The organism is Mycobacterium sp. NGS41 (genome assembly GCF_059812725.1).
In genome coordinates this window covers 425,455-449,376 of record NZ_JCALDF010000001.1, presented here as the reverse complement: position 1 = coordinate 449,376, position 23,922 = coordinate 425,455, and the positions used below count along the sequence as shown (strand labels likewise).

General features: G+C 64.0%; 19 protein-coding genes and 2 pseudogenes. 9 read left to right on the top strand and 12 right to left on the bottom strand.

The genetic code is table 11. From position 1 onward, the window contains the following. Positions 1-3: 3 nt before the first annotated feature. From AC5Y21_RS02025 to AC5Y21_RS02010, 4 genes and pseudogenes are all read right to left on the bottom strand, one after another. On the bottom strand, positions 4-1,206 hold the full coding sequence (locus AC5Y21_RS02025; RefSeq protein WP_499908847.1) for an amidohydrolase family protein: 1,203 nt from the start codon (positions 1,204-1,206) through the stop codon (positions 4-6). A 21-nt stretch (positions 1,207-1,227) separates the two neighbouring features. Continuing rightward, the gene (locus AC5Y21_RS02020; protein ID WP_499908845.1) at positions 1,228-2,082 is read right to left on the bottom strand and encodes an enoyl-CoA hydratase; all 855 of its coding nucleotides are present in this window, start codon (positions 2,080-2,082) and stop codon (positions 1,228-1,230) included. 173 nt (positions 2,083-2,255) lie between these two features. Next, positions 2,256-3,260, bottom strand: coding sequence for a dihydrodipicolinate synthase family protein (locus AC5Y21_RS02015; RefSeq protein WP_499908843.1), 1,005 nt, complete (start codon positions 3,258-3,260; stop codon positions 2,256-2,258). 49 nt (positions 3,261-3,309) lie between these two features. Beyond that, positions 3,310-3,514, bottom strand: a pseudogene (locus AC5Y21_RS02010) (SDR family oxidoreductase); the annotation flags it as partial. A 177-nt stretch (positions 3,515-3,691) separates the two neighbouring features. On the opposite strand from AC5Y21_RS02010, the gene AC5Y21_RS02005 reads away from it, so the two are divergent. Beyond that, positions 3,692-4,498, top strand: coding sequence for a TetR/AcrR family transcriptional regulator (locus tag AC5Y21_RS02005; protein WP_499908841.1), 807 nt, complete (start codon positions 3,692-3,694; stop codon positions 4,496-4,498). Between the two features lie 210 nt (positions 4,499-4,708). Here AC5Y21_RS02005 and AC5Y21_RS02000 read toward each other — a convergent pair whose 3' ends face one another. Next, a complete protein-coding gene (locus tag AC5Y21_RS02000) occupies positions 4,709-5,611 on the bottom strand; it encodes an enoyl-CoA hydratase/isomerase family protein (protein WP_499908839.1) in 903 nt (300 codons plus the stop codon). Further along, positions 5,608-6,279, bottom strand: coding sequence for a hypothetical protein (locus tag AC5Y21_RS01995; RefSeq protein ID WP_499908837.1), 672 nt, complete (start codon positions 6,277-6,279; stop codon positions 5,608-5,610). Before AC5Y21_RS01995 ends, AC5Y21_RS02000 begins: the two co-directional genes overlap by 4 nt. Positions 6,280-6,414: 135 nt before the next feature. Between AC5Y21_RS01995 and AC5Y21_RS01990 the strand changes: the two genes are divergently transcribed. The 6 genes from AC5Y21_RS01990 to AC5Y21_RS01965 are packed head-to-tail and all read left to right on the top strand — an operon-like array spanning position 6,415 to position 13,437. Beyond that, entirely contained in the window at positions 6,415-7,236 is an 822-nt protein-coding gene (locus AC5Y21_RS01990) for an enoyl-CoA hydratase/isomerase family protein (RefSeq protein ID WP_499908835.1), read from the top strand. A 21-nt stretch (positions 7,237-7,257) separates the two neighbouring features. Further along, positions 7,258-8,070 carry an enoyl-CoA hydratase/isomerase family protein gene (locus AC5Y21_RS01985; protein WP_499908833.1) on the top strand — a complete coding sequence of 271 codons (813 nt, stop codon included), beginning with the start codon at positions 7,258-7,260 and terminating at the stop codon, positions 8,068-8,070. 20 nt (positions 8,071-8,090) lie between these two features. Next, entirely contained in the window at positions 8,091-8,885 is a 795-nt protein-coding gene (locus AC5Y21_RS01980) for an enoyl-CoA hydratase/isomerase family protein (protein ID WP_499908831.1), read from the top strand. Further along, entirely contained in the window at positions 8,882-10,363 is a 1,482-nt protein-coding gene (locus AC5Y21_RS01975) for a class I adenylate-forming enzyme family protein (RefSeq protein WP_499908829.1), read from the top strand. Before AC5Y21_RS01980 ends, AC5Y21_RS01975 begins: the two co-directional genes overlap by 4 nt. Next, positions 10,353-11,918, top strand: a complete 1,566-nt coding sequence (locus AC5Y21_RS01970) for a class I adenylate-forming enzyme family protein (RefSeq protein ID WP_499908827.1) — start codon at positions 10,353-10,355, stop codon at positions 11,916-11,918. Before AC5Y21_RS01975 ends, AC5Y21_RS01970 begins: the two co-directional genes overlap by 11 nt. Continuing rightward, positions 11,911-13,437 carry a class I adenylate-forming enzyme family protein gene (locus AC5Y21_RS01965; protein WP_499908825.1) on the top strand — a complete coding sequence of 509 codons (1,527 nt, stop codon included), beginning with the start codon at positions 11,911-11,913 and terminating at the stop codon, positions 13,435-13,437. The genes AC5Y21_RS01970 and AC5Y21_RS01965 overlap by 8 nt, the downstream gene beginning before the upstream one ends. Before the next feature lie 40 nt (positions 13,438-13,477). Here the strand turns inward: AC5Y21_RS01965 and AC5Y21_RS01960 are convergent, their stop codons facing one another. The 6 genes from AC5Y21_RS01960 to fabG form a co-directional block, all read right to left on the bottom strand. Continuing rightward, the gene (locus AC5Y21_RS01960) at positions 13,478-14,044 is read right to left on the bottom strand and encodes a hypothetical protein (protein ID WP_499908823.1); all 567 of its coding nucleotides are present in this window, start codon (positions 14,042-14,044) and stop codon (positions 13,478-13,480) included. Positions 14,045-14,144: 100 nt separating this feature from the next. Further along, a complete protein-coding gene (locus AC5Y21_RS01955) occupies positions 14,145-14,849 on the bottom strand; it encodes a GntR family transcriptional regulator (protein ID WP_499908821.1) in 705 nt (234 codons plus the stop codon). A gap of 4 nt (positions 14,850-14,853) precedes the next feature. After that, positions 14,854-16,047: an acyl-CoA dehydrogenase family protein gene (locus AC5Y21_RS01950; RefSeq protein ID WP_499908819.1), complete on the bottom strand. Its 1,194-nt coding sequence runs from the start codon at positions 16,045-16,047 to the stop codon at positions 14,854-14,856. Next, positions 16,044-17,240, bottom strand: a complete 1,197-nt coding sequence (locus AC5Y21_RS01945; RefSeq protein ID WP_499908817.1) for a CoA transferase — start codon at positions 17,238-17,240, stop codon at positions 16,044-16,046. The genes AC5Y21_RS01950 and AC5Y21_RS01945 overlap by 4 nt, the downstream gene beginning before the upstream one ends. Further along, a complete protein-coding gene (locus AC5Y21_RS01940; RefSeq protein ID WP_499908815.1) occupies positions 17,237-18,454 on the bottom strand; it encodes an acetyl-CoA C-acetyltransferase in 1,218 nt (405 codons plus the stop codon). The genes AC5Y21_RS01945 and AC5Y21_RS01940 overlap by 4 nt, the downstream gene beginning before the upstream one ends. A gap of 87 nt (positions 18,455-18,541) precedes the next feature. After that, positions 18,542-19,282, bottom strand: a complete 741-nt coding sequence (fabG, locus tag AC5Y21_RS01935; protein ID WP_499908813.1) for a 3-oxoacyl-ACP reductase FabG — start codon at positions 19,280-19,282, stop codon at positions 18,542-18,544. Positions 19,283-19,396: 114 nt separating this feature from the next. Between fabG and AC5Y21_RS01930 the strand changes: the two genes are divergently transcribed. Both AC5Y21_RS01930 and AC5Y21_RS01925 read left to right on the top strand, forming a co-directional pair. Continuing rightward, a complete protein-coding gene (locus tag AC5Y21_RS01930; protein WP_499908811.1) occupies positions 19,397-20,569 on the top strand; it encodes an acyl-CoA dehydrogenase family protein in 1,173 nt (390 codons plus the stop codon). A 101-nt stretch (positions 20,570-20,670) separates the two neighbouring features. Continuing rightward, positions 20,671-23,921 (top strand): annotated as a pseudogene (locus AC5Y21_RS01925) (helix-turn-helix transcriptional regulator). Position 23,922 lies beyond the last annotated feature (1 nt).

Here is a 23,922-nt window from a genome sequence, read left to right as displayed (position 1 = left end):
CGCCTAGGCTGACACTGTGGCTTTGACGCCGAGGAGATCCAAAGCGTTGTCGCGCATAATCTTACGAATGTCCGCTTCGCTGAACTCCGTGAGTTCCTCGGTGAACGACACCGGCGACTCGAGCCCCTCTCCGTGCGGCCAGTCCGAACCGAACAAGATCTTGTCGACGCCGATGACATCGGCCAGCGCGCGCAAATCGTCCTCGTAGTATGGGGCGATCCACACGTTGTTGCGGAGTTGTTCCACCGGATCCTCGGGGAACAGCCGCGGGTGGTTGTTGGCAGCCTTCTTCAGACGCTTGACCAGTCGGTAGACGAAGTACGAACCGTTTTCGATGCTGACCGCCTTGAGTTTCGGATGGCGAGTGAACACCCCATGCGCGATCATCGACGCCATCGTGTCGTGGATCGCGCGGTCGTCGACCAGGATCTGGTCCAACGGATCCGATCCGCCGAACGCCTCGAAAGTCGACTTGCCGCCCCACATCCCCGCCACCTGCAGGTAGCCGCTGTCGCTCAGATGGAATCCCACCGGCACGCCGGCTTCTGCCAACCGGGCCCAGACCGGATCGTGGCTCGGATCGCCGAGCGAGCGCGGCTTGACGGCGCCCGGCACCGGCGCCGGGCGCACCAGAACAAGTCTGGCGCCGTGTCCCAACGCGTACTCGAGCTCGTCGACGGCCTTGGCCGGATCGGCCAACGAGATGATCGGCGCGGCGATGATTCGGTGATCCGGACGGTCGAACCCCCAGTCCTCGTCCAGCCACAGGTTGAACGCGTGCACCGAGGCCATCGTCGCGTCGATATCGAGCTTGAGGGCTTCCTCGACACCGCAGCCGAAGGTCGGCAACATGAATACGGTCTCGATGCCCTGGGTGTCCATCACCCGCACGCGGGCGTCTCGGTCCTGATACTCCGGGTGCTCCCCCAACCGCTCCACCTTCATCAGGGAAGCCGGATCGACGCCCTCGGGAATCTCGCCGCGGAACAGCAAGTCCAGACAGCCCGGAACGATGATCGGATCGAAAGTCGGGTTGGGGATGAATCGGTTGACCCGGTCGCCGATGATCGCCTGGGTGTGCTTACCGTCGCTGTACATCTGGACGCCACGCCTGCGAAACTTCTTGTCCAGATGCCGGGTAAAGGCGTCCAACGGTTCGTAGTAGTGGTTGTCGACGTCGATGGCCTGGTAGCTCAAGTCACTCATGATGGTCCTTTCTGATACCCACTATGCGTCCGAGGGGGTGAGCGACGGAAACTGCGGCGGTCGCTTCTGCAGGAAACTCGTGATCCCCTCGATGACATCCGGCCGCGGCATGGCCTCGTGCAGCAAGACTTCGGCACGCGAAGTCGCTTGCCCGACATCGTGATTGGCGTCGGCATAGACCTGCTGCTTGATCACCGCCAGCGAGGCCGGCGAGCAGTTTTGAGCGATGTCCTCCGCATACTCCAGGGCACGCTTCATTAGGTTTTCGGGCGGCACGACTTCCTTGACCACGCCTAGGCCGGCAGCCTCCTCGGCGAGAAACGTGCGGCCGCTGAGCAACAGGTCGAGCGCGACGCCCCAACTGGTGAGCCGCGGAAGGATCCACGAAATGCCGAACTCGGCGATCAGTCCGCGACGCGCGAACACCGCGGCGAACTTGGCCCCGGCAGCGGCGAACCGGACATCGCACATCAGCGCCTGGGTAAGACCAATTCCGACGCAGGACCCGTTGATGGCCGCGATGATGGGCTTGCGCAATGTGGTCACAAAGTGGGGCGGACGTTCGCCGACCAAGTCGGACAGGTTCGTCTGCTCCGCTTTCTCCATGGTCTCGCCGAGCTTGCCTGCCGAGTCAGGCGCGCCCAGATACGCACCCGCGCAAAATCCCTTGCCCCGCCCGGTCAGCACGATCACCCGGATGTCGGGGTCTTGTTCGGCACGGTCAATACCGGCATAAAAGCCGGCGGCGATGTCGGGGCCCCAAGCGTTGAGGCGCTCCGGACGATTGAGCGTGAGGATTGCGACACCGGTGGGCGTGGCTTCGTAGCGCACGGCGTCTTCGGAAGCGCCGTCCGATGAGCCTTGGCTGCCGGACATCTGCTACGCCGCCTCCTCACCCGCGACTACCGGATCCAGGTTACTTTGTACGCATACTGTATACCTATCGGTACAGCATTCCACAACTGCCGTCTAAGGCCCGCGGAGCAGGGCAAACCGCTGGATTTCCAGGCCTCGAACCGGCGCTTCAAATGACCTGGGCGACCGGCGCGCTAGGCGTCGATCAGACCCAGCCGGCGATAGGCGTTCTCGATCTGCAGCTTGGCCTCGGGCGGCAACTCCGCTTGCGGCGGCCGGGAGTGCGGATACGCCCCTATCGGCAGGCCCAGCAGCGAGGCCGCGTACTTGAACGCACCACCCCAGTGCGTGAAGTAATCCGCGCGCCCCGGGTAGCAGGTCCACCAAGATCCGATGTCGAGGTCGAACTGGTCCAGCCCCGAGTCTCGCCCGTAGTCCATCGCCTCGAGCAACTTGTCGCCCAGCACCAGATCCCAGTACCCGGAGAACAGCCGCCGCTGCGGTGTCTCGAAAAGGTACCCGGCCGTGCCCAATTGCGCCGGACAGACGATTCCTGCACGCAGCCATCCGGCGCGGTACACCGTACGGTCGCACTCCCACAGCACCAAGCCCGGAGCCAATTCGTGCAACCGCCGGCTGCTCTCCGGCCGGAAGGCACCCTCCTTGGTAGCGCACACCGCGGGCACCTCGTCGTAGATCCGCGCGCTTTCAGCCGCGGTCAGCACGTAGCCCGAGGACGGGGAATTGAACATACCCAGCGCGATGTCGGTGCGCGCCGCGATGTACTTGAAGAATCTCAGCACTCCTTCCCCGCCGTGCACCTCCATCATCGGCGTCTGGATGTAGGCGATGTCGGCGCCCACCTCCTGGGCGTGCAGCGTCAGATCTAAGCAGTCCTTGGCCGTGATGGCCGAGGTGCACGCCTGTATGACGACATCGGGATTGGCGCTTCGCGCCTCCTCGATTGCCAACTCTAGCAAGCGCTTTCGCTCCTCCAGGGTCAGCGACCAGAACTCGGCGATGCCGCTGGTGCACCACAGCATCGGGTGGCCGAGATCGCGGACGCAGTAGCGCACCAGCGTGCGGTAGGCGTCCCAGTCGATGTCGTCGCCGTCCTCGCCGCAGAACGGCGTGTAGAGGGAGTCGCCAATTCCCCGTAGCGCGCCGCGTGCCCAGCTACGCGCTTCACTGGCCTTCATAGTTCACCGCCATCGTCTACTCCTCTTGCCAGCCAACTTATTTCAAGAATCAGGTGAAGTCCGACCCGCCGTCGACGTTGATGTTGGCTCCGGTCATGTAGGAGTTGCGCTGCGACGCAAGGAACGCGACGACGGGCCCGATTTGCTTCCGGTAGCCCGGCTCGCGGCATGTGCGCCGGATGTCCGAAATGCTTGGCGATGGCTTCCATCAGGCGATGGGGGTCGTTGCCGTCGACACCGACCGGCCAGACCCATACCGCTGTGGCATTTGCCAGCCCTAGATCCATGCTTCACCCGACGGCTCCAGCCGGTTCGTCCGTCCAGCTGTATTTACCAAAATGCCTACGATAGGTATTACAGTAGCAGACAGACAAACGCACGAATCGCTGTCGGCGGCAAAGGCGCGGACGGCATACGCAGGACAAAACTTGATGGAGGTGCCCGTAGTGGCGAAGCAGGCAACCGCCGACAAGCGTCAGCGACGTGAACGGGGATCCATCAATCCCGACGACATCATCAGCGGTGCATTCGAACTGGCGGAGCAGGTATCGATCGACAACCTCAGCATGCCCCTGCTTGGCAAACACCTTGGCGTGGGTGTCACCAGCATCTACTGGTACTTCCGCAAGAAGGACGATCTGCTCAACGCGATGACCGACCGCGCCTTGAGCAAGTACGTGTTCGCCACCCCTTATGTGGAAGCCAGCGACTGGCGCGAGACATTGCGCAACCATGCGCGGTTGATGCGTAAGACGTTCATGGGCAATCCAATTCTGTGCGACCTGATTCTGATTCGCGCCGCGCTCAGTCCCAAAGCGGCTCGGCTGGGCGCGCAGGAGATGGAGCGCGCAATCGCCAATCTGGTGGAGGCAGGCCTGTCGCCCGAGGACGCCTTCGACACCTACTCGGCGGTTTCGCTGCACGTCCGCGGATCGGTCGTGTTGCAGCGGCTCTACGAAAAGAACCAGACCCCGGACAGTGGACCGCGCTCCATCGAAGACGCGGTGGCCATCGATCCGCAGACCACCCCGCTCATCGCTCAAGTGACCGGGAAGGGGCATCGCATCGGGGCGCCCGACGAAACGAATTTCGAGTACGGGCTCGATTGCATACTGGACCACGCGGGCCGGTTGATCGAAGAATCCCAAAAGTTCGCGAAGTCGCCACCATCTCGGCAGCGCAAGTCAGCCAAGCCGGCGGCCACCCGGTCGCGGACCAAGACAACCGCAGCGCGCTGAATCCCGAAGAAATGCTGTAATTTCAGAGGGCCGCTGACGATGTCGTCACATCCGCCACTCGCGCATCAAAAAGGCTGGCCATGTTGTGGCTGATAACGCGGTAGCGCCGGCGATATCAAGTTGCAGAATCACTGGCCAAGCTTCGTAGGGATGGCTGTGGCCGGTGTGATGTGCTTTGAGCCAAGTTAAGGCGACTGCGCGCGAAACCTATTATGGGGCTTGCGGTTCCGGTGGCTCCGGCACATGGAAGTGCTCATCGCGCAGCCGGAACGCTTCCTTCGTTCCATGTTGGGCGCGAGTTTTGACAAAGTTGAACTCGCCCGCCGCGAACTGCAGGTTGGTGCCGAAAGCATGGAACAGGTAACTCGCAACTTCCTCACCGTGGTATGCCTGAGTCTGCTCGACAAGGCGGAAGGCTTCCTTGGCGATGACGACTCCGTCGGCGGGCATCTTCGCGGCCTTCTCGGCCCAGTACCGGGCGCGTGCCGCAACCGAACCCGGATCGCATGTATCGGTGAAGATTCCTAGGTGTTCGATCGCGCCGGCTTCGACGACGTCACCGGTCAGCAGCAGGCGCCGGGCCAGCACCGGCCCCAGCCGATGGAAGAACAGGTGCAGGCTGCCGAGTGCGGGCCCGAGGAAACGTGTTGCCGGCATGCCGATTTTCGTGTCGCGCGCAATGACCGAGATGTCGGTCATCAGCGCCATCTCGAAGCCACCGCCGAGGGCGAAGCCGGCGATCTCCCCCACCGTCACCTTGGGGAAGCCCATGAAGTTGTGGTAGAAGCTAAATGACTTGCGGTCCACCGTAAGTCGCCGGCGCTGGCTGGGTCGCCGGTTGGCCTCTCGCTCCTCGGCACCGGACGGACCGTACCAGCCATAGGCGTTGTTCATATCGGCGCCGGTGGAGAAAACTCCGCCGGCGCCGCGCAGCAGAACCACGGTGAGATCGTCGTCTTCGGCAACGCGATCCAGGCAGCGTGCGACGTCGTCGCGCATCGCGGCGTCGTAGGAGTTGCGTTGCTTCGCGTTGTTGAGCGTGATGGTGGCGATTCGCTTGTCGGGATCCACGTCGAAAAGCACGCGATCATCAGAAGCGCCGGGGGCGGTCATGCGCTGGACTCCTTTCGCCGCCTGGCGAACTTGAATGCGGACAGCTTCTCCGGCGGAGACGACAGCGTGCTGACCTCGCCCGTGCACAGCACCTCGCCGTCGAGCAGCAGCCGCGCTGTAGAGGTGATGCCGCGGTCGATTTGCGTCCGCGCGATGTCGAAACGCAGCTCGGTCAATAGCGGCGTCGGACGACGGAATGTCACGACCAGTGAACGGGTCTTGCCGGACAAGCCCGTGACGCAACTGTGATGCTGGATGATGCAGTCGAAGAACACGCCGAGGAAACCGCCGTGCACCAGCCCCGGCGGCCCTTCGTAGACCAGCGGGAACACTACCCGGCCGCCGGCTTTCTCAGCATCGAGCTGATCGAACCGGTACTCGGGGAAGCAGGGATTGTAGGCACCGATGTCGGTGGCGTGGTTGAGATAGATCCGCCGGGAATCGCCGGGAATCTCACCGATTCTGGGCGCACTGTCACGCGGCGCCACGCCGGCCAGCTCGCTTTCCCACTCAGCGAACTTCGCGATCATCGTGTCCACCGTCGGGTGTTCGTGTTCCAGCGAAAGCAACAAGGACCCCAGGCGGCGCAGGGCGCCTGCGGCGGCCACGGTTTGGGCAAGGGGCGCCTCGCCGAATCTGGCGTCACCTGAAGTTGTGCCCTGGCCCATTAGGCGACACTCCTCGTTCGCCGGGTTTCACCCGGTTGTTCCGTCACCAGCGTTTCCTTGCTAACTTATACAGCGTAGCAATCGTATTGCCTACTGTATGGGTAACCGTATCGGCGAGAAAGGCCGGGTTCGACCGTGAGTCACGAGGCCGACGCCGCCGATGCCGAAGGTTCGGTGACGGCATCCCGGGACGGTGCGGTGTTGCGGATCACGCTCGACCGCCCGAACCGGCGTAATTCGTTGACTCGGTTGATGATCGAGCAGCTGATCGGTGCATTGACCGATGCCGCCACCGACGACGCATTGCGCGCGATTCACATCCGTAGTAGCGGAGACGACTTCTGCGCCGGCGCCGACTGGGTAGCCACCAACAGCGCCGGCGGGCAGCGTCCCCGGACCGGCGACCTCGTTCGGCGGGTACCGCACGCCGCCCATCGCGTGATCGGGCTTGTGCACAGCATCCAGCTGCCGGTGGTCTGTTCCGTGCAGGGGCGGGCCGTCGGCATTGGCTGCAATCTCGCGCTGGCTGCCGACTTCACCGTGGCCGCCGACGACGCGGTGTTCTGGGAGCCATTCATGGAGCGTGGGTTCAGCCCCGATTCGGGCGCCAGCTGGCTACTGCCCCGGCTGATCGGTGTGGCGCGCGCCAAGCGGATGCTGCTGCTGGGTGAGAAAGTGAACGCATCGGATGCGGCCGAGTGGGGACTGATTCATCAGGCAGTGAACGGGTCCGAGCTCGACAAGTCGGTCGAGGACCTGCTGGCACGGCTGGCTTCGGGCCCGACGGTGGCGATTGGGCTGGCCAAGCAGGCACTGAGCTTCAGCCAGCACGCGACGCTGGATCAGGCCATGACTCAAGAGCTCTACAACTTGGAACTATCCTGTCGAACAAGCGATTTCAAAGAGGGCCTGGAAGCCTTCCGGCAGCGCCGAGCGCCGAAGTTCAATGGCCGATGACCCGCTACGAAGGGAACCCGGATGGCTACTGACTCGTTCGACACGATCAACTACGAAGTCGACGGGCATACCGCCACCATCACGCTGAACCGTCCGGATGCCCTCAACGCCCTTAGCCCGCACATGATCGCCGAGCTCCGGGCCGCCTACGACGAAGCCGAGAGCGACGACAAAGTCTGGCTGCTCATCGTCACCGGCACCGGTCGGGCGTTCTGCACCGGCGCCGACGTCAAGGCCATTCCCGAAGACGGCAAGGTAATCTACGAACGGCCGTACCTCTCGACGTACGAGCAGTGGGAGGCGCCGCAGGAAGGCACGCCGCCGTTTCGCGCCATGGCCAAGCCGGTGCTGACCGCCGTCAACGGACTGTGCTGTGGCGCCGGCCTGGATTGGGTGACCACGACGGACATCGTCATCGCTTCCGACCAGGCAACTTTCTTCGATCCACACGTCAGCATCGGACTGGTGGCCGGACGCGAGTTGGTGCGGGTATCCAGGGTGCTGCCCCGCTCGATCGCGCTGCGGATGGCCTTGATGGGCAAGCACGAGCGGATGAGCGCCCAACGCGCCTACGATCTCGGCTTGGTCAGCGAGATAGTCGAGCACGACCGACTATTGGACCGGGCCCGCGAGATCGCCGACATCGTCAACTCCAATGCGCCGCTCGCCGTCCGGGGAACCCGGCTGGCCATCCTCAAGGGCCTGAATGTGCCGCTGCACGAAGCGGAGATCCTCGCCGAAACATTCCGCGAACGCGTGCTGCGCACAGAGGATGCGCAGGAAGGCCCCAGGGCCTTTGTCGAGAAACGCCAACCGAATTGGCAATGCAGATGACGAGGCTTTGAGTATCCGAGATGAGCGTCACCTTCGAAACCATCCTGCTCGAGGTCGATCCCGCGGACCACGTCGCGACCATCACGCTGAATCGGCCCGAGCAGCTCAATACGTTCAACCGCACCATGTGCGAGGAGATGGCGCGGGCCTGGCGCATAGTCAAACTCGACGAGTCGGTACATGCGGTGGTGCTGCGGGCGGCCGGCACCCGGGCATTCAGCGCCGGATTGGATATCAAGACGCCATACGGTCAGCCCGAAAATGTCTGGAACCACGAGGATCCTGGCGAGGCACTCAGCCCTAAATGGCAGAAGATGTGGAAGCCGGTGGTGTGCGCGGTTCAGGGCATCTGCACAGCCGGCGCGTTCTACTTCGTCAACGAATCCGATGTCGTTGTCTGTTCAACGGACGCAACATTTTTCGACTCACATGTCTCCGCGGGCCTAGTCTGCGCGCTGGAGCCGGTGGGACTGATGCGGCGCATCGGGTTGGGCGAGACGTTGCGGATGGCACTGATGGGCAACGACGAACGCGTCAGCGCCGATACCGCGCTGCGGATCGGGCTGGTCTCCGAGGTGATGGAACCGGACCAGCTGTGGAGCCGGGCTCATGAGATCGCGGCGGCGATTGCGGCCAAGCCACCCTCGGCGACTCAGGGTACGGTGAAGGCGATCTGGGAGTCGCTGGACAAGCCCTACCGCGCCGCCTTGGAGCAGGGGCTGATCTACACCCGGCTGGGTAACCCGCTGGGTAAGGCCGAGCTGGCCGCCCAGGATAGAGCCGGGGGCGTCCGGAAGGAGCCGAAAATCCGGTGACGGCCGATCACCCGCTCAGTCGACGTATCGCGCAGGTGCTGGATCTGCAGCCCGATGCGCACGCGATCGAGTATGGCGGTCAATGGATCTCATGGCGGCAGGTCGGCGAAATGGCGCGACGCATCGCCGCATTGGTGGCCGAAGACCGTCCGATCGGGATGCTGCTGCGCAACCGGCCCGGTCAGGTTGCCGCGTTCCTCGGTGTGCTGTTGGGTGGCGGAACCGTGGTCACCATCAACCCGTCCCGCGGCGACGAACGGACCAGGGCTGACATCACCGCGCTGCGACTGCCGCTCGTCATCGGCGAGCCGCACGACTTGACCGCGCTCGTCACGGCGGCGCCCGGCACCACGACCGTTCCAATCCCGGCTATCCTCGACGAGCGCGTCGACCCGTCGATGCCGACCCTCGGCACTGGATCTCCTGTGCGGCCAGGCGTCGCGGTACGCATGCTGACGAGCGGCACGACCGGGCCGCCCAAACGCATCGACCTCAGCTACGACATGCTGGCGCACAGCGTGATGGGACGCGAGCCGCACCGCGCGCCGGCGCCCAGCGAGCTGCGACGTGGCGTGGCGATCGTCAACTCCCCGCTGGTCCATATCGGCGGTGTGTTCCGCGTGCTGCAATGCGTCGCCGAGGCGAGATCCTTTGTGCTGCTGGACCGGTTCGAACTCGACGCCTGGGCCGCGGCGGTGCGCAAACACCGCCCCCGCACGGTATCTCTGGTGCCGGCCGCGCTGCGGACAGTGTTGCACTCCGGCCTACCCCGTGCGGACCTGGAAAGCATCCGCGCCGTGACCTGCGGCACCGCTGCGCTGTCCGCCGACGATGCCGACGCCTTCACCGAGAAGTACGGCATCCCCGTCCTGACATCTTATGCCGCAACCGAATTCGGCGGTGGGGTAGCCGGTTGGACCCTGGCCGACTATCAGCGGCACTGGCAAGCCAAGCGCGGTAGTGTGGGCCGGGCGAACCCGGGGTTCGCGCTGCGGGTGGTCGACGAGCGCGGCACACCACTCGGACCCGATCAGGTCGGTCTGCTGGAGGTCAAGGCGGGCCAATTGGGGCCGTCGGCACGGTGGATGCGGACCACAGATTTGGCGCGTATCGATAAGGATGGCTTTGTCTGGATCGTCGGACGCGCCGATCAGGCCATCGTCCGCGGCGGATTCAAAGTAATGCCCGACGACGTGCGCATCGCGCTGGAGTGCCATCCCGCGGTGGCGGGCGCGGCCGTCGTCGCGCGATCAGACGACCGACTGGGACAGACGCCCGTCGCCATGGTGGAACTGCGCGCATCGATATCCACCGACGAGCTAGTGGAATTCCTGCGGAACCGATTGGCTCGCTATGAAATTCCCACCGACATCGCGATCGTCGACGCTATCCCGCGGACTCCGTCAGGCAAGGCCGACCTGAATGCGGTGCGCAGCTTTTTCAGTGATACCCCTGCCCGCAGCGACCATGGCCGGTGACTCGCCGACGGTCGGGGCGATCCTGCGACAGCAAGCGCGCTCGCGGCCAGATCACCCGTTGTTGGTTTGCGACGGCGAGCGCATCAGCTACAGCCAAGCCGACGACCGGTCGGCGCAGCTGGCCCGCGGCCTGATCGCGCTCAGCGCCGGCAAAGGAACGCATATCGGACTGCTGTACCCGAACGGCATCGAGTTCGTTGTCGGAATGCTGGCAGCGGCACGAATCGGCGCGGTCGTGGTCCCGTTTTCCACCTTCGCCACGGCCCGGGAGCTGCGTGAGCAGCTGGTCGACAGCGACGTCGGAATCCTCTTGAGTGCAGCATCTTTCCGCTCGCACGATTACACTCAACGGCTCGGCGAGGTGTTGTCGGACCCCGACTTCGATTCCGGCCAGCAGTTGTTTGCCACCACCGCAACGCAATTGCGGTACGTCGCGAACATCGGGCGGGTGGCTCAGCTCGGCGAGACCAGCGACCCCGCGCTGCTGTACGCGATCGAGGACGACGTGGACGGCTCAGATTCACTCGCCATCATCTACACGTCCGGCTCCACCAGCACCCCCAAGGGTGTGGTGCACACGCATGCGGCTCTGCTGGGACATCAACAGAACCTGAACGAGATCCGTGGCTTGACTACAGCGGACAAGCTGTTCTGCAATTCACCGTTCTTCTGGATCGGCGGGTTCGCGTTCGGTCTGCTTGCCACGTTGGTCGCCGGGTCGACACTGATGTGCTCCAACGCCGTCGATGCGGCGGAGACCCTCGACTTGCTGGAAACCGAAAAGCCCACCATGACCAACGGTTTCGCCGCCGCCGTCGCGCACCTGGCCGCCCACCCCAGCTTTCCCCGACGAGACCTGTCGTCTATACGAAGAGGTAATCTGTACCCGATCATGGCCCCCGACGCCCGGCCGGCAGACCCGGAGTTGCGGCACAACATGCTGGGGCTGACCGAAGCCGGCAGCGTCGTACTGATCAGCGGCGACGAATCCGACCAGGCCGAAGAGCGGCGCGGATCGTTCGGCAAGCCCGCACCCGGTTTTCAGGCAATGATCATCGAGCCTGACACGGGCCGGGTCTGCGGCGTCGGCGAGGTCGGCGAACTGCGCATCCGCGGACCGTATCTGATGCAGGGATACTACAAACGCAGTCGAGAAGAGTGCTTCGACGCCGACGGCTGGTTCCACACAGGCGATTTAGTGCGCGCCGACGCTGACGGATACATGTACTTCGTCGGCCGGCTCAGCGCGATGATCAAAACGGCGGGTGCCAACGTTTCGGCTAGCGAGGTGGAGAAGGCCATCGCCAAACTCGGCGTGGTGGCGCATGTCGTGGGTATTCCCGACGCCGAGCGCGGAGAGCTGGTGGCGGCGATCGTGGTCTTGCCGGACGGAGTCAGCGCTTTCGACCAAGTGGCACTGCGTGAGCAGCTCAAGGCGGAGCTGTCAGCCTACAAAATCCCCCAGCACTACCTCGCCGTATCCAGCGCGGACATACCGCTGCTGTCCAGTGGAAAGGTAGACACTCGGCGACTGAAGAAGCTGTTCAATGCCTGACACCATCGACCGATTGGTGCGGTTACGGGCAGCCCAGCACGGCTCGAAGCCGATGGTGATAGATCCCGCCGACCGCGTCACTTACGCCGAACTCGACGAAACCACAATGGATTTGGCCGCGTGCTTCGTTGACGCAGGCGTCGGCAAGGGCAGTCGGGTCGGGTTGATCATGCCAAACAGCGCTCGCTGGGTGCAGATCGCAATCGCGCTGACACGCATCGGTGCCGTACTGGTTCCGTTGAGCACCCTACTGCAGGCCGGCGAACTCATCGCCCAGCTACGGACGGCTGCCGTGCAATTCCTGGTAAGTGTCGAAGAATTCCGTGGGCACCGTTACCTGGATGACGTCGCGTCGGCCTCGAAGTCCGAACTGCCTGCCTTACGACATGTTTGGTCGCTCCAGCAGATTGCCCGCCTTACTGCCGGCGAGCGGGTACGCGGGATCGTCGACGCCATGACCCGGACGGTAACCCCAGCCGACCCGCTGGCCATCATGTTCACCTCGGGTAGCAGCGGAGCGCCCAAAGGCGTCCTGCATTCGCATGGCAACGCCTTGGGCGCCGTGCAATCGGGCCTCGCGGCACGCTGCATCACGGCGGATACCCGGCTGTACCTGCCGATGCCGTTCTTCTGGGTGGGCGGTTTCGGCAGTGGAATTCTGTCCACGCTGCTGGCCGGGGCTACCTTGGTGACCGAGGAGCTGCCGCGTCCCGAAACGACCCTGCAGCTACTGGAAACTGAGCGGGTCACCCTCTTTCGCGGCTGGCCGGATCAGGCCGAAACGCTCGCACGCCACGCGGGCAGTGCAGATCTCTCCACACTGGGGCCGGGCAGTCTGGAAGCTCTGCTACCGCCTGACCAACGCTCGCAGCCCGGAGCGCGAGCCAAACTGTTCGGCATGACGGAGGCGTTCGGGCCCTACTGCGGTTACGCCGCGGACACCGATATGCCGCGCACGGCGTGGGGTAGCTGCGGCAAACCGTTCCCCGGCATGGAAGTTCGCGTTGTCGACGATGACAACAGGCGCGTGCCGGCGGGAAGCGTTGGGATGATCCAGATCCGGGGACCCCACACCTTGCGCGGAATCTGCCGCCGCAGCCGGGAAGAACTTTTCACGGTCGACGGCTTCTACCCCACCGGTGACCTCGGACACCTCGACGAGCACGGATTCCTCTTCTACCACGGCAGATCCGACGACATGTTCAAAGTCAGCGGTGCGACCGTCTATCCAGGCGAGGTCGAACGCGCGTTGCGCGCGATCGACGGAGTCGACAATGCCTTTGTCACCAACGTGCCCGGCAATTCCGGCGACCGGGTGGGGGCAGCGGTTGTGTGCAGTGACTCGCTCACCGCCGAACAGTTACACGCTTCCGCCCGCAAGTTGCTGAGCGCCTTCAAAGTTCCGACGGTCTGGCTGCTGTTGCAGTCCGACGACGATGTCCCGCGCGGCGCCACCGGAAAGGTCGACATCCATCGGTTGCGCCAACTGCTGGTCGAGACGGCTGCGAGGCATATCTGATTAGCTACACGATCCAATATCGGCTGGACTCGCTGCGTTTCTATTGCCCGTATGCAATCAATTCGAAAGACTGGGTGGTCGACACAGGTGCTGAACCGTTTGGCGGAGTGACTGAGATATTGATTGTGTAAGTTCCCGGGATTTTGGGGTTTATCCATTCGCCACCGCCAGTCGACCCGCTGCATTGCGCGCTTCGTCGGCGTTCGTTGAAGTTCTGTGGACCGGTTACGGCAACGACGACCGTGCAACCGTCACCTTTCACGTCACCATTCTCGCCTTTCGACGTCCACGCGAGACTCAGTTCGATACCCGTATTCTTCAGGGTCTGTTGGAACTTGTCGGGTCCGACTTGCTTACCCACACAACAACTCAAGTGCTCGGTCACCGTGACCGACCCGATGGTGGCGGACGACGTGGTCGCCGATGTCGTCGTCGCGTTTGAACTGCTTGTGGGCGTGGCGGTAACGGTCGATATCGACGTTTCGGTGCGCGTCACAGTCACCGTGGACGGACTGCTCTTCATTCCGCCACCACAGGCCCCAAGTACGGCGGCCAACAAGACAATTGCGGCGATCCTCAGCCTGGTGACCGAGTGGCTGACCTTCACAGACCTCTCCTTATTAGAAACTAGACGACTGGGTGTCGATATGACTCGGACTACTCACCGGGAGAGCCGGATTTATGACCCCTCCCCAGCAGGGCAGACACTAACATTCATACTCACCCACATGTGGCCGGGCTGCTCCGGCAACCACCCCGCGCTGGACAAGATGATCGATCAACGGTGCCGCGCCGGCCGCCAGATGCTCCGACATCGCAACGCGGGCAAGCTTCTCGTCATGGCTCTCCAACGCGGACATGACCAGCCGATGGTCCTTGATCGACTGGTCAGGCCAACCCTCGATCGCCGGGAACACCGATTCGGGTGCATAGCGGGTGATTTGGGACATCAGCTGGGCCAGCTTGGGCGAATTCGCGGCAACGTTGATGGCCCGGTGAAACTCGTGGTTGAGCCGCACTGTCCGTTCGTCATCGCCCCCGGCGTAGGCATCCTCCAGCTGGGCTTGGATCTGTTTCAGGTCGCGCAGCTGGCCGTCGGTGATGTTGACGGCAGCCCGCGCGGCGAGCTCGCCGCCGACATGGGCCTGCACGTTGGCGACGTCGGCGAGGTCTTGCTCGGTGACCGGCAGCACCACAAAGCCCCGGTGTGGCTGTTGGTCGATCAAGCCTTCGGCACGCAGCGCGAACAACGCTTCGCGCACCGGCGTGACACTGATCCCCAATTCCGCGGCCAATTGGTCCAGCCGGATGTACTGTCCCGCACCATAGGTGCCGTCGAAGACCCGGTTGCGGACAAAGCGCGCCACGTCCTCGGAAAGTTGAGGCCGCGCAGCGAAATCCGGGGCAGTCATCGCCTCACACCCGATACTCGGCGAGCAAACGCTTGCTGATGATCTGCTTCTGGATTTCGCTGGTTCCCTCGCCGATGAGCAGGAACGGTGCGTCGCGCATCAGCCGCTCGATCTCGTACTCCTTGGAATAGCCGTACCCGCCGTGAATCCGGAAGCTCTGCTGGGTGACCTCCGAACAATATTCACTGGCAAGGTATTTGGCCATGCCGGCCGCGAGGTCGTTGCGTTCTCCCGAATCCTTCAGCCGCGCGGCGTTGACCATCATGAGGTGTGCCGCTTCGACTTTCGTCGCCATCTCGGCCAGCTGGAAGGCGATGGCCTGGTGCTCGGCGATCGGCTTGCCGAAGGTGTGGCGCTGCTGGGCGTAACGCACTGCGAGTTCGAAGGCGCGAATGCCGATCCCGCACGCTCTGGCCGACACGTTGACCCGGCCGACCTCGATACCGTCCATCATCTGGAAGAAGCCCTGACCCGGAACACCACCGAGGATATCGTCGGCGCCCGCCTGATAACCGTCGAAGATGAGTTCGGTGGTATCGATCCCCTTGTAGCCCAGCTTGTCGATCTTGCCGGGGATCAGCAGACCCGGTGCCACTTCGCCGAATCCCGTTGGCTTCTCGATGAGGAACGCGGTCAGGTTGCGATGCGGTTTGTCTGACCCTTCGTCGGTGCGCACCAGCACGGCCACCAACGTCGAACTGCCGCCGTTGGTCAGCCACATCTTCTGGCCGTTGATGGTGTAACTCCCGTCGGGGTTCCGTCCGGCGCGGGTCCGGATCGCCGCGACGTCGGAACCCAATTCCGGTTCCGACATCGAAAACGCCCCGCGGCATTCGCCGGTCGCCATCTGCGGCAGCAGGCGCTGCTTCTGGGCGTCGGTGCCGTGCTGGCGCAGCATGTACGCCACGATGAAGTGCGTGTTGATCACGCCGGAGATGCTCATCCAGCCGCGCGCCAGCTCCTCGACGCATAGGGCGTAGGTCAGCAGCGACTCCCCCAGGCCGCCGTACTCCTGGGGAATCATCAGTCCGAACAAGCCCATTTCCCGCATCTGATCCACGATGCCCTGCGGGTAGGTGTCGTGCCGTTCGAGCTCCGGCGCGTTGGGAATGACCTCCTTGTCGACGAATTGCCTTACCGTAGCGATGATCTCGGTTTGGAAGTCGGTCAGGCCAATTGTCTGGGCGAGTTTGGTCATGCGGTGCCGTTTCCTATCGTTCTTGCGCTGGCCAGGCGCTCGATGTCGGCGGCCGCCAAACCCAGATGCTCTGTCAGGACGTCAGCGGTGTCTTGCCCCAGAGCAGGCGCGGGTGCGCCCGCGGGGTGAACGCCGTCGAAGGCGGTCGGCATGCCGGGTGCCAGGTACTCGCCGATGCCGGGTTGATGCAGTCGGGAGAAAAGCGGATTGGCGGTCACCCGAGGGTCTTCCGCGACCTGAGCAAAAGTGCGATACCGCTCGAACAGGACAGTGGTGTTGGACAGTGCCGCAGTGATCTCGTCCGCTGTGTGATCGGCGAACCACGTCGCGAACAAACCGGAAAGCACGTCGCGGTACCGGTAGCGGTCGCCCTCGGTGCCGAAGTCCACGCCCAGCGCCTCCGCGAGGGCCGACACCGCCGCCCCGGTTCCGGTCACCTCGACCAGATCCCGAAAGTGCCTGCTTGTCAACGTGACAACCATGAACGCGACTCCATCGCGACTACTGAAGTCCTGGCCGTACTGGCCGTAGATGGAGTTTCCCAGCCGTTCGCGTTGCGTCCCGTTGACCTGAGGCTCGGTCAGCAAGCCCAGGTTTCCCGCGGTGGCCAACGCGACGTCCTCCAGGGCCAGGCTGACGCACGCCCCCGCCCCGGTCTGGTCGCGGCGGCGAACGGCCGCGACGACGGCCAGCGCGGCATACAGGCCGCAGCACACATCCCAAGCCGGCAACACATGGTTGATCGGCCCGGCGTGGTTGGCCGGTCCGGTGACAAGTGGATACCCGGTGCCCGCGTTGACGGTGTAGTCCACCCCGGTGGACCCGTCGCCGCGGCCGAGCAACTGCACGTGGATGACGTCGGAACGCTTGGCGGCCAGCAGATCATGGCTCAGCCACGGCAGGACGGCATTGGTCACCACGATGCCGTCACCTTCGACGATCAGCCGCTGAACCAGCTCCTGCCCTTCGAGGGAGCGCAAATTGATGGTGGCCGACCGCTTTCCCTTGTTCAGGCCGGTCCAGTAGATCGAGGTGCCGGTTGCCGACAAAGGCCAACGCTGTACGTCGGAGGCCCCCCCGATCGGGTCGATGCGGAGCACCTGGGCACCGAGTTGGCTCAGGGTCATGCCGCACAGCGGCGCGGCGACGAAGCTGGATACCTCGACGACACTGATGCCGGCCAGCGGGTTCATGACGATGAGACTCGTTCGAAGACTGCGGCGAGACCCTGGCCGCCGCCGATGCACATGGTTTCCAAGCCGTACCGCGCCTGGCGGCGATCGAGCTCTCGGGCCAACGTGGCGAGCATCCTGCCCCCGGTCGCCCCCACCGGATGCCCCAGCGAGATTCCCGAGCCGTGCACGTTGGTTCGGTCATGGTCGCCCGCGCCGAAGTTCCATTCCCGCATCACCGCAAGCGCTTGAGCGGCAAAGGCTTCGTTGAGTTCGATCAGATCGATGTCGCTTAACCGCAGACCCGCTTTGGCGAGGGCGACCTCGGTGGCGGGCACCGGGCCGATGCCCATGATGTTGGGCGCTACCCCAGCCGATCCCCACGAGACCATGCGGACCAGCGGCTTCAGGCCGTGCTGGTCGGCCGTCTCCGGCGTGGTCACCACGCACATCGATGCCGCGTCGTTCTGTCCGCTGGCATTGCCGGCGGTGACCGTCGCCTCCGGATCCTGGGCCAGCAGAACTGGTTTGAGCTTGCTCAGTGACTCCACCGACGTATCGGCGCGCGGATGCTCGTCGGTGTCGACGATCTCCTCGCCCTGCTTGGTGTGCAGCGTGACAGCGACGATTTCCTGGGCCAGGATGCCGTCCTTTTGCGCGGCCACCGCACGCTGATGCGACCGCACTGCGAGCTCGTCTTGCTCGAGCCGTGAAATGCCGTACTGGCGGCGCAGATTCTCGGCCGTCTCCAGCATTCCGCCCGGCACCGGGTAGTTGCGACCGCCGGCGGTGGTCCGTCCACGAGCCAGACCGTCGTGCACGCGGACACCGGAACGGGCTCCGCCCCACCGCATGTCGGTGGAGTAGAACGTCACGTTGCTCATGCTTTCGCAGCCGCCGGCGACGACCAAGTCGTTGTTGCCGGTGCTTACCTGCAAGCAGGCTTGGATCACTGCCTGCAGGCCCGAGCCGCAGCGTCGGTCGACCTGCATGCCGGGCACCGTCACCGGCAGACCGGCGTCCAGCGCGACCACGCGCCCGATCGCCGGCGCCTCACTGCTCGGGTAGCAGTGCCCGAGAATCACATCCTGCACCGCATCCGGCGCCAGACCGGTCCGTTCCAGCAGCCCCTTCAAGGCCGCGACGCCGAGGTCGACGGCAGTCTGCGACTTGAACATTCCGCCATAGCGGCCGATCGGCGTCCGTACGGGTTCACAGATGACGGCTTCACGCATGGCGACTCCCGTTTCGATGCCGACAAGACGCAAAAGCACCCCAATTCGGCCCGAATTGGGTGCTTCTGCGTCTGCTCGCGCTGGTGCTCATATGTGTCGGCCGCCGGTGACATCCATGACGGTGCCCGTCATGTACGAAGACAGGTCTGATGCCAAAAACAAGGCGACACTGGCGACTTCGCTGGGTTCGCCGGCTCGGCCCATCGGCACCTCTGCGACCTTAGAGTCCCAAATGCGTTGCGGCATAGCTTCTGTCATCGCGGATCGAATCAGGCCCGGCGCAATCGCATTCACCCGCACACCCAGATAGGCAAGCTCTTTGGCGGCGGCTTTGGTCATGCCGACAATTCCAGCTTTGGCTGCCGAATAGTTGGTCTGACCGACCATGCCGACCTTGCCCGACACCGACGACATATTCACGATCGCGCCACGCTTGTTTTCCCGCATGATCGCGGCGGCCAGCCGGGTGCCGTTCCACGTCCCCTTCAGGTGGACGTCGATGACCTGGTCGAATTGCTCTTCGGTCATCTTGCGCATCGTCGCGTCGCGGGTGATTCCGGCGTTGTTGACCATGATGTCCAGGCTTCCGAAACGATCGATAGCGGTCTTGATCAGAGCGTCGACCTCGTCGGCTTTGGTCACATCGCATCGAACGGCGACGGCGACGTCGTCACCGCCCAGTTGCTTCGCGGCGACCTCAGTCGCCTCGAGATTCACGTCGCCGAGCACCACCCGCGCGCCCTCGGCGATGAACCGCTCCGCGATGGCATAGCCCAGTCCTTGCGCTCCACCTGTGACCACCGCGGTCTGACCGCTCAATAACGACATCTGGATCCGCACCCCTAACTGTCTTGGTTCCCGGCGGGCACCCTCAGTTCGAATATCGTATTTGATATACGATCCTGAACGGCAACCGCCTGCCGAAGTCTGGAGCATCTGCGAATGGACACTGCCGAACGCCCCGAAGTATCCGATGAAGATTTCCAGGAGATCCTGGCTCAAACTCGTCACTTCGTCCGGGACGTCGTAGTCCCGCGTGAGCAGGAGATCCTGGCCGACGATCGGGTGCCCGACGATCTGCGCGACCACGCAAAGCAGATGGGTTTGTTCGGCTACGCGATTCCACAGCGGTGGGGCGGCCTGGGCCTGAATCTCATGCAAGACGTCGAGCTCGCGATGGAGTTGGGTTACACCTCGCTGGCGCTGCGCTCGATGTTCGGTACCAACAACGGCATCGCCGGGCAGGTTCTCGTCGGGTTCGGCACTGACGAGCAGAAAAGCCGTTGGCTGGAGCGCATAGCCTCGGGCGATGTCGTCGCCTCCTTCGCGCTGACCGAGCCGGGCGCGGGGTCGAACCCAGCTGGGTTGCGTACCAAAGCTGTTCGTGATCAAGACGATTGGGTGATCTCCGGACAGAAACGCTTTATCACCAATGCGCCCGTCGCGGGACTGTTCGTGGTCTTCGCCCGCACCCGGCCCGCCGACGACCGGGGTTCCGGCATCGCGGTTTTCCTGGTACCCGGCGAAGCCGAGGGCGTCGCGGTAGCTGCCAAAGACGCCAAGATGGGCCAAGAGGGCGCCTGGACCGCCGACGTCAGTTTCGACGATGTACGGGTCGGAAACGACGCGCTTATCGGCGGCAGCGAAGACATCGGTTACCGAGCGGCGATGACCGCGTTGGCGCGCGGCCGAGCCCACATCGCCGCGATCGCGGTGGGCGCCGCCCAGCGCGCGCTCGACGAGTCGGTGACCTACGCCGCCACCGCGACACAGGGTGGCTCTCCGATCGGAAGTTTCCAGTTGGTCCAGGCCATGCTGGCTGATCAGCAGACCGGCGTGCTGGCCGGCCGCGCGCTCGTCCGTGACGTCGCGCGGAAGTGGGTTACCGGCGAGGATCGCCGGATCGCGCCGTCGGCGGCCAAGCTCTTCTGCACCGAGATGGCCGGAAAGGTCGCAGACCTCGCGGTGCAGATCCACGGTGGAAGTGGCTACATGCGTGGGGTGCCCGTGGAGCGCATATATCGCGACGTTCGTCTACTGCGGCTGTATGAGGGCACCAGCGAGATACAGCGGCTGATCATCGGGTCGAACCTCATCAGGGGCCAGAGCGCGTAGCAATCTACGCGCAAACGCCGATGTTTTCCGGTAGTGGCCGCCGCATGCTGGCTAACATGAGCGAGATCGATCCACGGGCCTTCGACTGGAGCGACGCGGCGATGAACGAGCCCCTGCCCACCGGGACTGTGACATTGCTGTTGGCTGACGTTCAAGGTTCGACGCAACTGTGGAATTCGCGACCCGAAGAGATGACAGCGGCGATCGCGAACCTGGACCGAATACTGGCCGATTTGGTCAGCACCCACGACGGGGTCCGCCCAGTCGAGCAGGGTGAAGGCGATAGCTTCGTCGTCGCGTTCACCCGGGCGTCCAATGCGGTGGCGTGCGCGCTCGCGTTACAGCGAGCGCCGTTGGCGCCGTTGAGCTTGCGCATTGGACTGCATACCGGCGAGGTGCAGCTGCGCGACGAGAATAACTACGTCGGACCGGCCATCAACCGGACTGCACGACTACGCGAGCTCGCCCATGGCGGCCAGACCGTACTTTCTGGCACCACAAGCGATTTGGTTGCCGACACGTTGCCCGATGACACGTGGCTGACCGACCTGGGCATCCATCAGCTGCGGGATCTGCCCCGACCGGAACGGGTGGTGCAGCTATGTCATTCCGATCTGCGCAATGACTTCCCGCCCCTTCGCGAGCGCGAATACCTTGTCGGCCAGCACCTTCCGGCGCAGCTCACCAGCTTCGTGGGTCGCGGCGCGGAGATGGCCGAGGTGCGTGACCTGCTTGCTGAGAACCGGCTGGTGACGTTGACCGGTGCCGGAGGTGTGGGGAAGACGCGGCTGGCCGTGCACGTCGCGGTGGCCGTCGCCGAAAGCTACGGTGACGGAGCATGGTACGTCGACCTGGCGCCGATTACCGACCCGGACCTGGTACCGATCACCGTGGCCCGGGCACTCGGCCTGCCCGATCAGCCGGGACGTTCGCCGCAAGGCGCCCTGCTGCAGTTCATTGGGGCACGGCAAATGCTGCTGGTGCTAGACAATTGCGAGCACCTGCTGGACGCCAGTGCCGAGGTGATCGCGGCGCTGTTAGGTGCCTGCCCCCGGCTGACTTTGTTGGCGACCAGTCGCGAGCCGATCGGGGTGGCCGGGGAGGTGACATGGCGGGTCCCATCGCTGTCGCTGGCCGGTGACGCTGTGCGGCTGTTCGGTGACCGCGCAGGCAATGCCCGGCCGGGCTTCACCATCGACGACAACGCCTCCGCGGTAGAGGAGATCTGCCGTCGCCTCGACGGCATGCCATTGGCGATCGAGCTGGCGGCGGCACGGGTGCGCGCATTGTCACCACAGGAGATTCTCGCCGGCCTGCAGGACCGCTTCCGATTGCTGACGGGCGGGTCACGGACCGCGGTGCGTCGTCAGCAGACGTTGCAGGCGTCGGTGGATTGGTCTCATGCATTGCTGACCGAGCCGGAGCGAATCCTGTTCCGCCGGCTGGGGGTATTCGTCGGCGGATTCGATCTGAAAGCCTGCCAAACGGTGGCCTGCTACGAGGACTTAGCGCACCACCAGGTGCTTGACGTATTAGCCCTGCTCGTCGACAAATCGTTGGTGATAGCCGAAACAGCTGGGGGCGCAACGCGATACCTGCTACTGGAGACGATTCGCCAGTATGCGCAGGAAAAGCTCGGCGAAGCCGCTGATGCCATCGCCGTACGAGACCGGCATCGTGACTACTACACCGCCATGGCAGTGGCACTGGACGCCACGACGAACAGCGACATGGAGTTGCTGCTCGACCGGGCAGAGAACGAAATCGACAATCTGCGTGCCGCATTCGCATGGAGCCGAGAAAACCACGATACTGACAACGCATTGCGGCTCGCCGCTTCGCTGCGGCTGTGGCTGACGCGCGGCCTCCTCAAAGAAGGATCGGACTGGCTCGACCTGGCATTGGCCGACGCCGAGCTCGCGGATGCAGATGTGACGCCGACGGCGCTGGCGCAGGCCTTGGCCGACAAAGCATTCGTGGACAACATGCGTTCACCGGAAAGCTTGCCGCGAGCACAACGTTCACTGGAAATCGCGCGCGAACTCGACGATCCCGCACTGCTGACGCGGACTCTGATCGCCTGCGGCCGGGTCGCCGGCTGGGACGCCAAACTCGCCCGACTCTACCTATCGGAGGCGACCGACTTGGCCCGGGCTTTGGGCGATCGGTGGAGGCTGACCCAGGTCCTCTACACCCAGGCATTCTCCGCATGGGTCGGCGCCGGCGACATCGACGCCGTAGTTGCGGCCGGAACGGAGGGCCACGACCTCGCTGAGGAGATCGGCGATCGGTTGTTCGGGTGGGGGTGCCGCTGGTGTCTGAATGGGGCCCGATGGGTGACCGGGGATCTCCCTGCGGCCGAAGCGCAGGGCCGCGAATTGATCACCGAGGTGGACGCGGCACACGCTCTGATCTGGCAGGTGAGCACTCGAACCGGCCTGTGTCTGGTGCTGGCCCACCACGGACAAGCCGACGCAGGACGCACGATTGCCCTCGAGGCGCTCGATGGCGCCGCTGAGATCGGCCAGTATATGGAAGGCACGGTGTATGCGGTGCTGGCTTTCGCGGAGCTGGCCGGTGGCGATGTCGACGCGGCCTTCAAAGCCAGCGAGACGGCGCGCGAGCGATTCGCCGACTTGGGGCGCATGCTGGCGACCACGACGACCAAGCCTGCGGCCCAAGTCGCGCTCGCCCGTGGTGATCTGAACTCGGCACGTCGCCTAGCAGACGAGGACGTTGCGGTCGCGAAGGGCTGGTTCACGGTGCAGGCGCAGCTGACCCGCTCGCGAGTAGCTCTGGCGCAGAACGAGATCGGGCAAGCAGAACGTGATGCGCACGAGGCGCTCATGCGTGCTGCCGAGATGAAGGCGCACCTCTTCGTACCAGACCTTTTGGAATGTCTTGCGTGTTTGGCCGGTGACGCGGGCAACCACTTGGAGGCGGCGCGGCTATTCGGAGCGGCGCAGGCAGTCCGACAGCGCACCGGCGTAGTCCGCTTCAAGGTCTACGACGCCGACTACGAGGATTTGGTAGAGCTCGTTCGTAAGGCATTGGGAGATGCCGAGTTGACGCCGCATGGCAGGCTGGCCTGGAGCTGTCCACCGACGATGCGATCGCCTACGCCCAGCGGGGCCGCGGCGAACGCAAAAGGCCATCCAGCGGCTGGGACTCGTTGACTCCCACCGAGATTGACGTCGTTCGTCTGGTCAGCGAGGGTCTCGGCAACAAAGACATCGGTGCCCGGCTGTTCATCTCTCCGCGTACCGTGCAGACGCATCTCACTCACGTTTACGCGAAACTAGGCCTCGCCTCGCGCGTGCAGTTGGTTCACGAAGCGGCCCGTCGCGATTGAA

Excerpts from the sequence above, each read along its gene's own strand:
- AC5Y21_RS01985 (WP_499908833.1), top strand. The coding sequence starts at position 7,258 with ATGGCTACTGACTCGTTCGACACGATCAACTACGAAGTCGACGGGCAT.
- fabG (WP_499908813.1), bottom strand. The coding sequence starts at position 19,282 with ATGTCGTTATTGAGCGGTCAGACCGCGGTGGTCACAGGTGGAGCGCAA.
- AC5Y21_RS01995 (WP_499908837.1), bottom strand. The coding sequence starts at position 6,279 with ATGGGCCAGGGCACAACTTCAGGTGACGCCAGATTCGGCGAGGCGCCC.
- AC5Y21_RS02015 (WP_499908843.1), bottom strand. The coding sequence starts at position 3,260 with ATGAAGGCCAGTGAAGCGCGTAGCTGGGCACGCGGCGCGCTACGGGGA.
- AC5Y21_RS02005 (WP_499908841.1), top strand. The coding sequence starts at position 3,692 with ATGGAGGTGCCCGTAGTGGCGAAGCAGGCAACCGCCGACAAGCGTCAG.
- AC5Y21_RS02025 (WP_499908847.1), bottom strand. The coding sequence starts at position 1,206 with ATGAGTGACTTGAGCTACCAGGCCATCGACGTCGACAACCACTACTAC.
- AC5Y21_RS01970 (WP_499908827.1), top strand. The coding sequence starts at position 10,353 with ATGGCCGGTGACTCGCCGACGGTCGGGGCGATCCTGCGACAGCAAGCG.
- AC5Y21_RS01980 (WP_499908831.1), top strand. The coding sequence starts at position 8,091 with ATGAGCGTCACCTTCGAAACCATCCTGCTCGAGGTCGATCCCGCGGAC.
- AC5Y21_RS02000 (WP_499908839.1), bottom strand. The coding sequence starts at position 5,611 with ATGACCGCCCCCGGCGCTTCTGATGATCGCGTGCTTTTCGACGTGGAT.
- AC5Y21_RS01965 (WP_499908825.1), top strand. The coding sequence starts at position 11,911 with ATGCCTGACACCATCGACCGATTGGTGCGGTTACGGGCAGCCCAGCAC.
- AC5Y21_RS01950 (WP_499908819.1), bottom strand. The coding sequence starts at position 16,047 with ATGACCAAACTCGCCCAGACAATTGGCCTGACCGACTTCCAAACCGAG.
- AC5Y21_RS01945 (WP_499908817.1), bottom strand. The coding sequence starts at position 17,240 with ATGAACCCGCTGGCCGGCATCAGTGTCGTCGAGGTATCCAGCTTCGTC.
- AC5Y21_RS01940 (WP_499908815.1), bottom strand. The coding sequence starts at position 18,454 with ATGCGTGAAGCCGTCATCTGTGAACCCGTACGGACGCCGATCGGCCGC.
- AC5Y21_RS01930 (WP_499908811.1), top strand. The coding sequence starts at position 19,397 with ATGGACACTGCCGAACGCCCCGAAGTATCCGATGAAGATTTCCAGGAG.
- AC5Y21_RS02020 (WP_499908845.1), bottom strand. The coding sequence starts at position 2,082 with ATGTCCGGCAGCCAAGGCTCATCGGACGGCGCTTCCGAAGACGCCGTG.
- AC5Y21_RS01955 (WP_499908821.1), bottom strand. The coding sequence starts at position 14,849 with ATGACTGCCCCGGATTTCGCTGCGCGGCCTCAACTTTCCGAGGACGTG.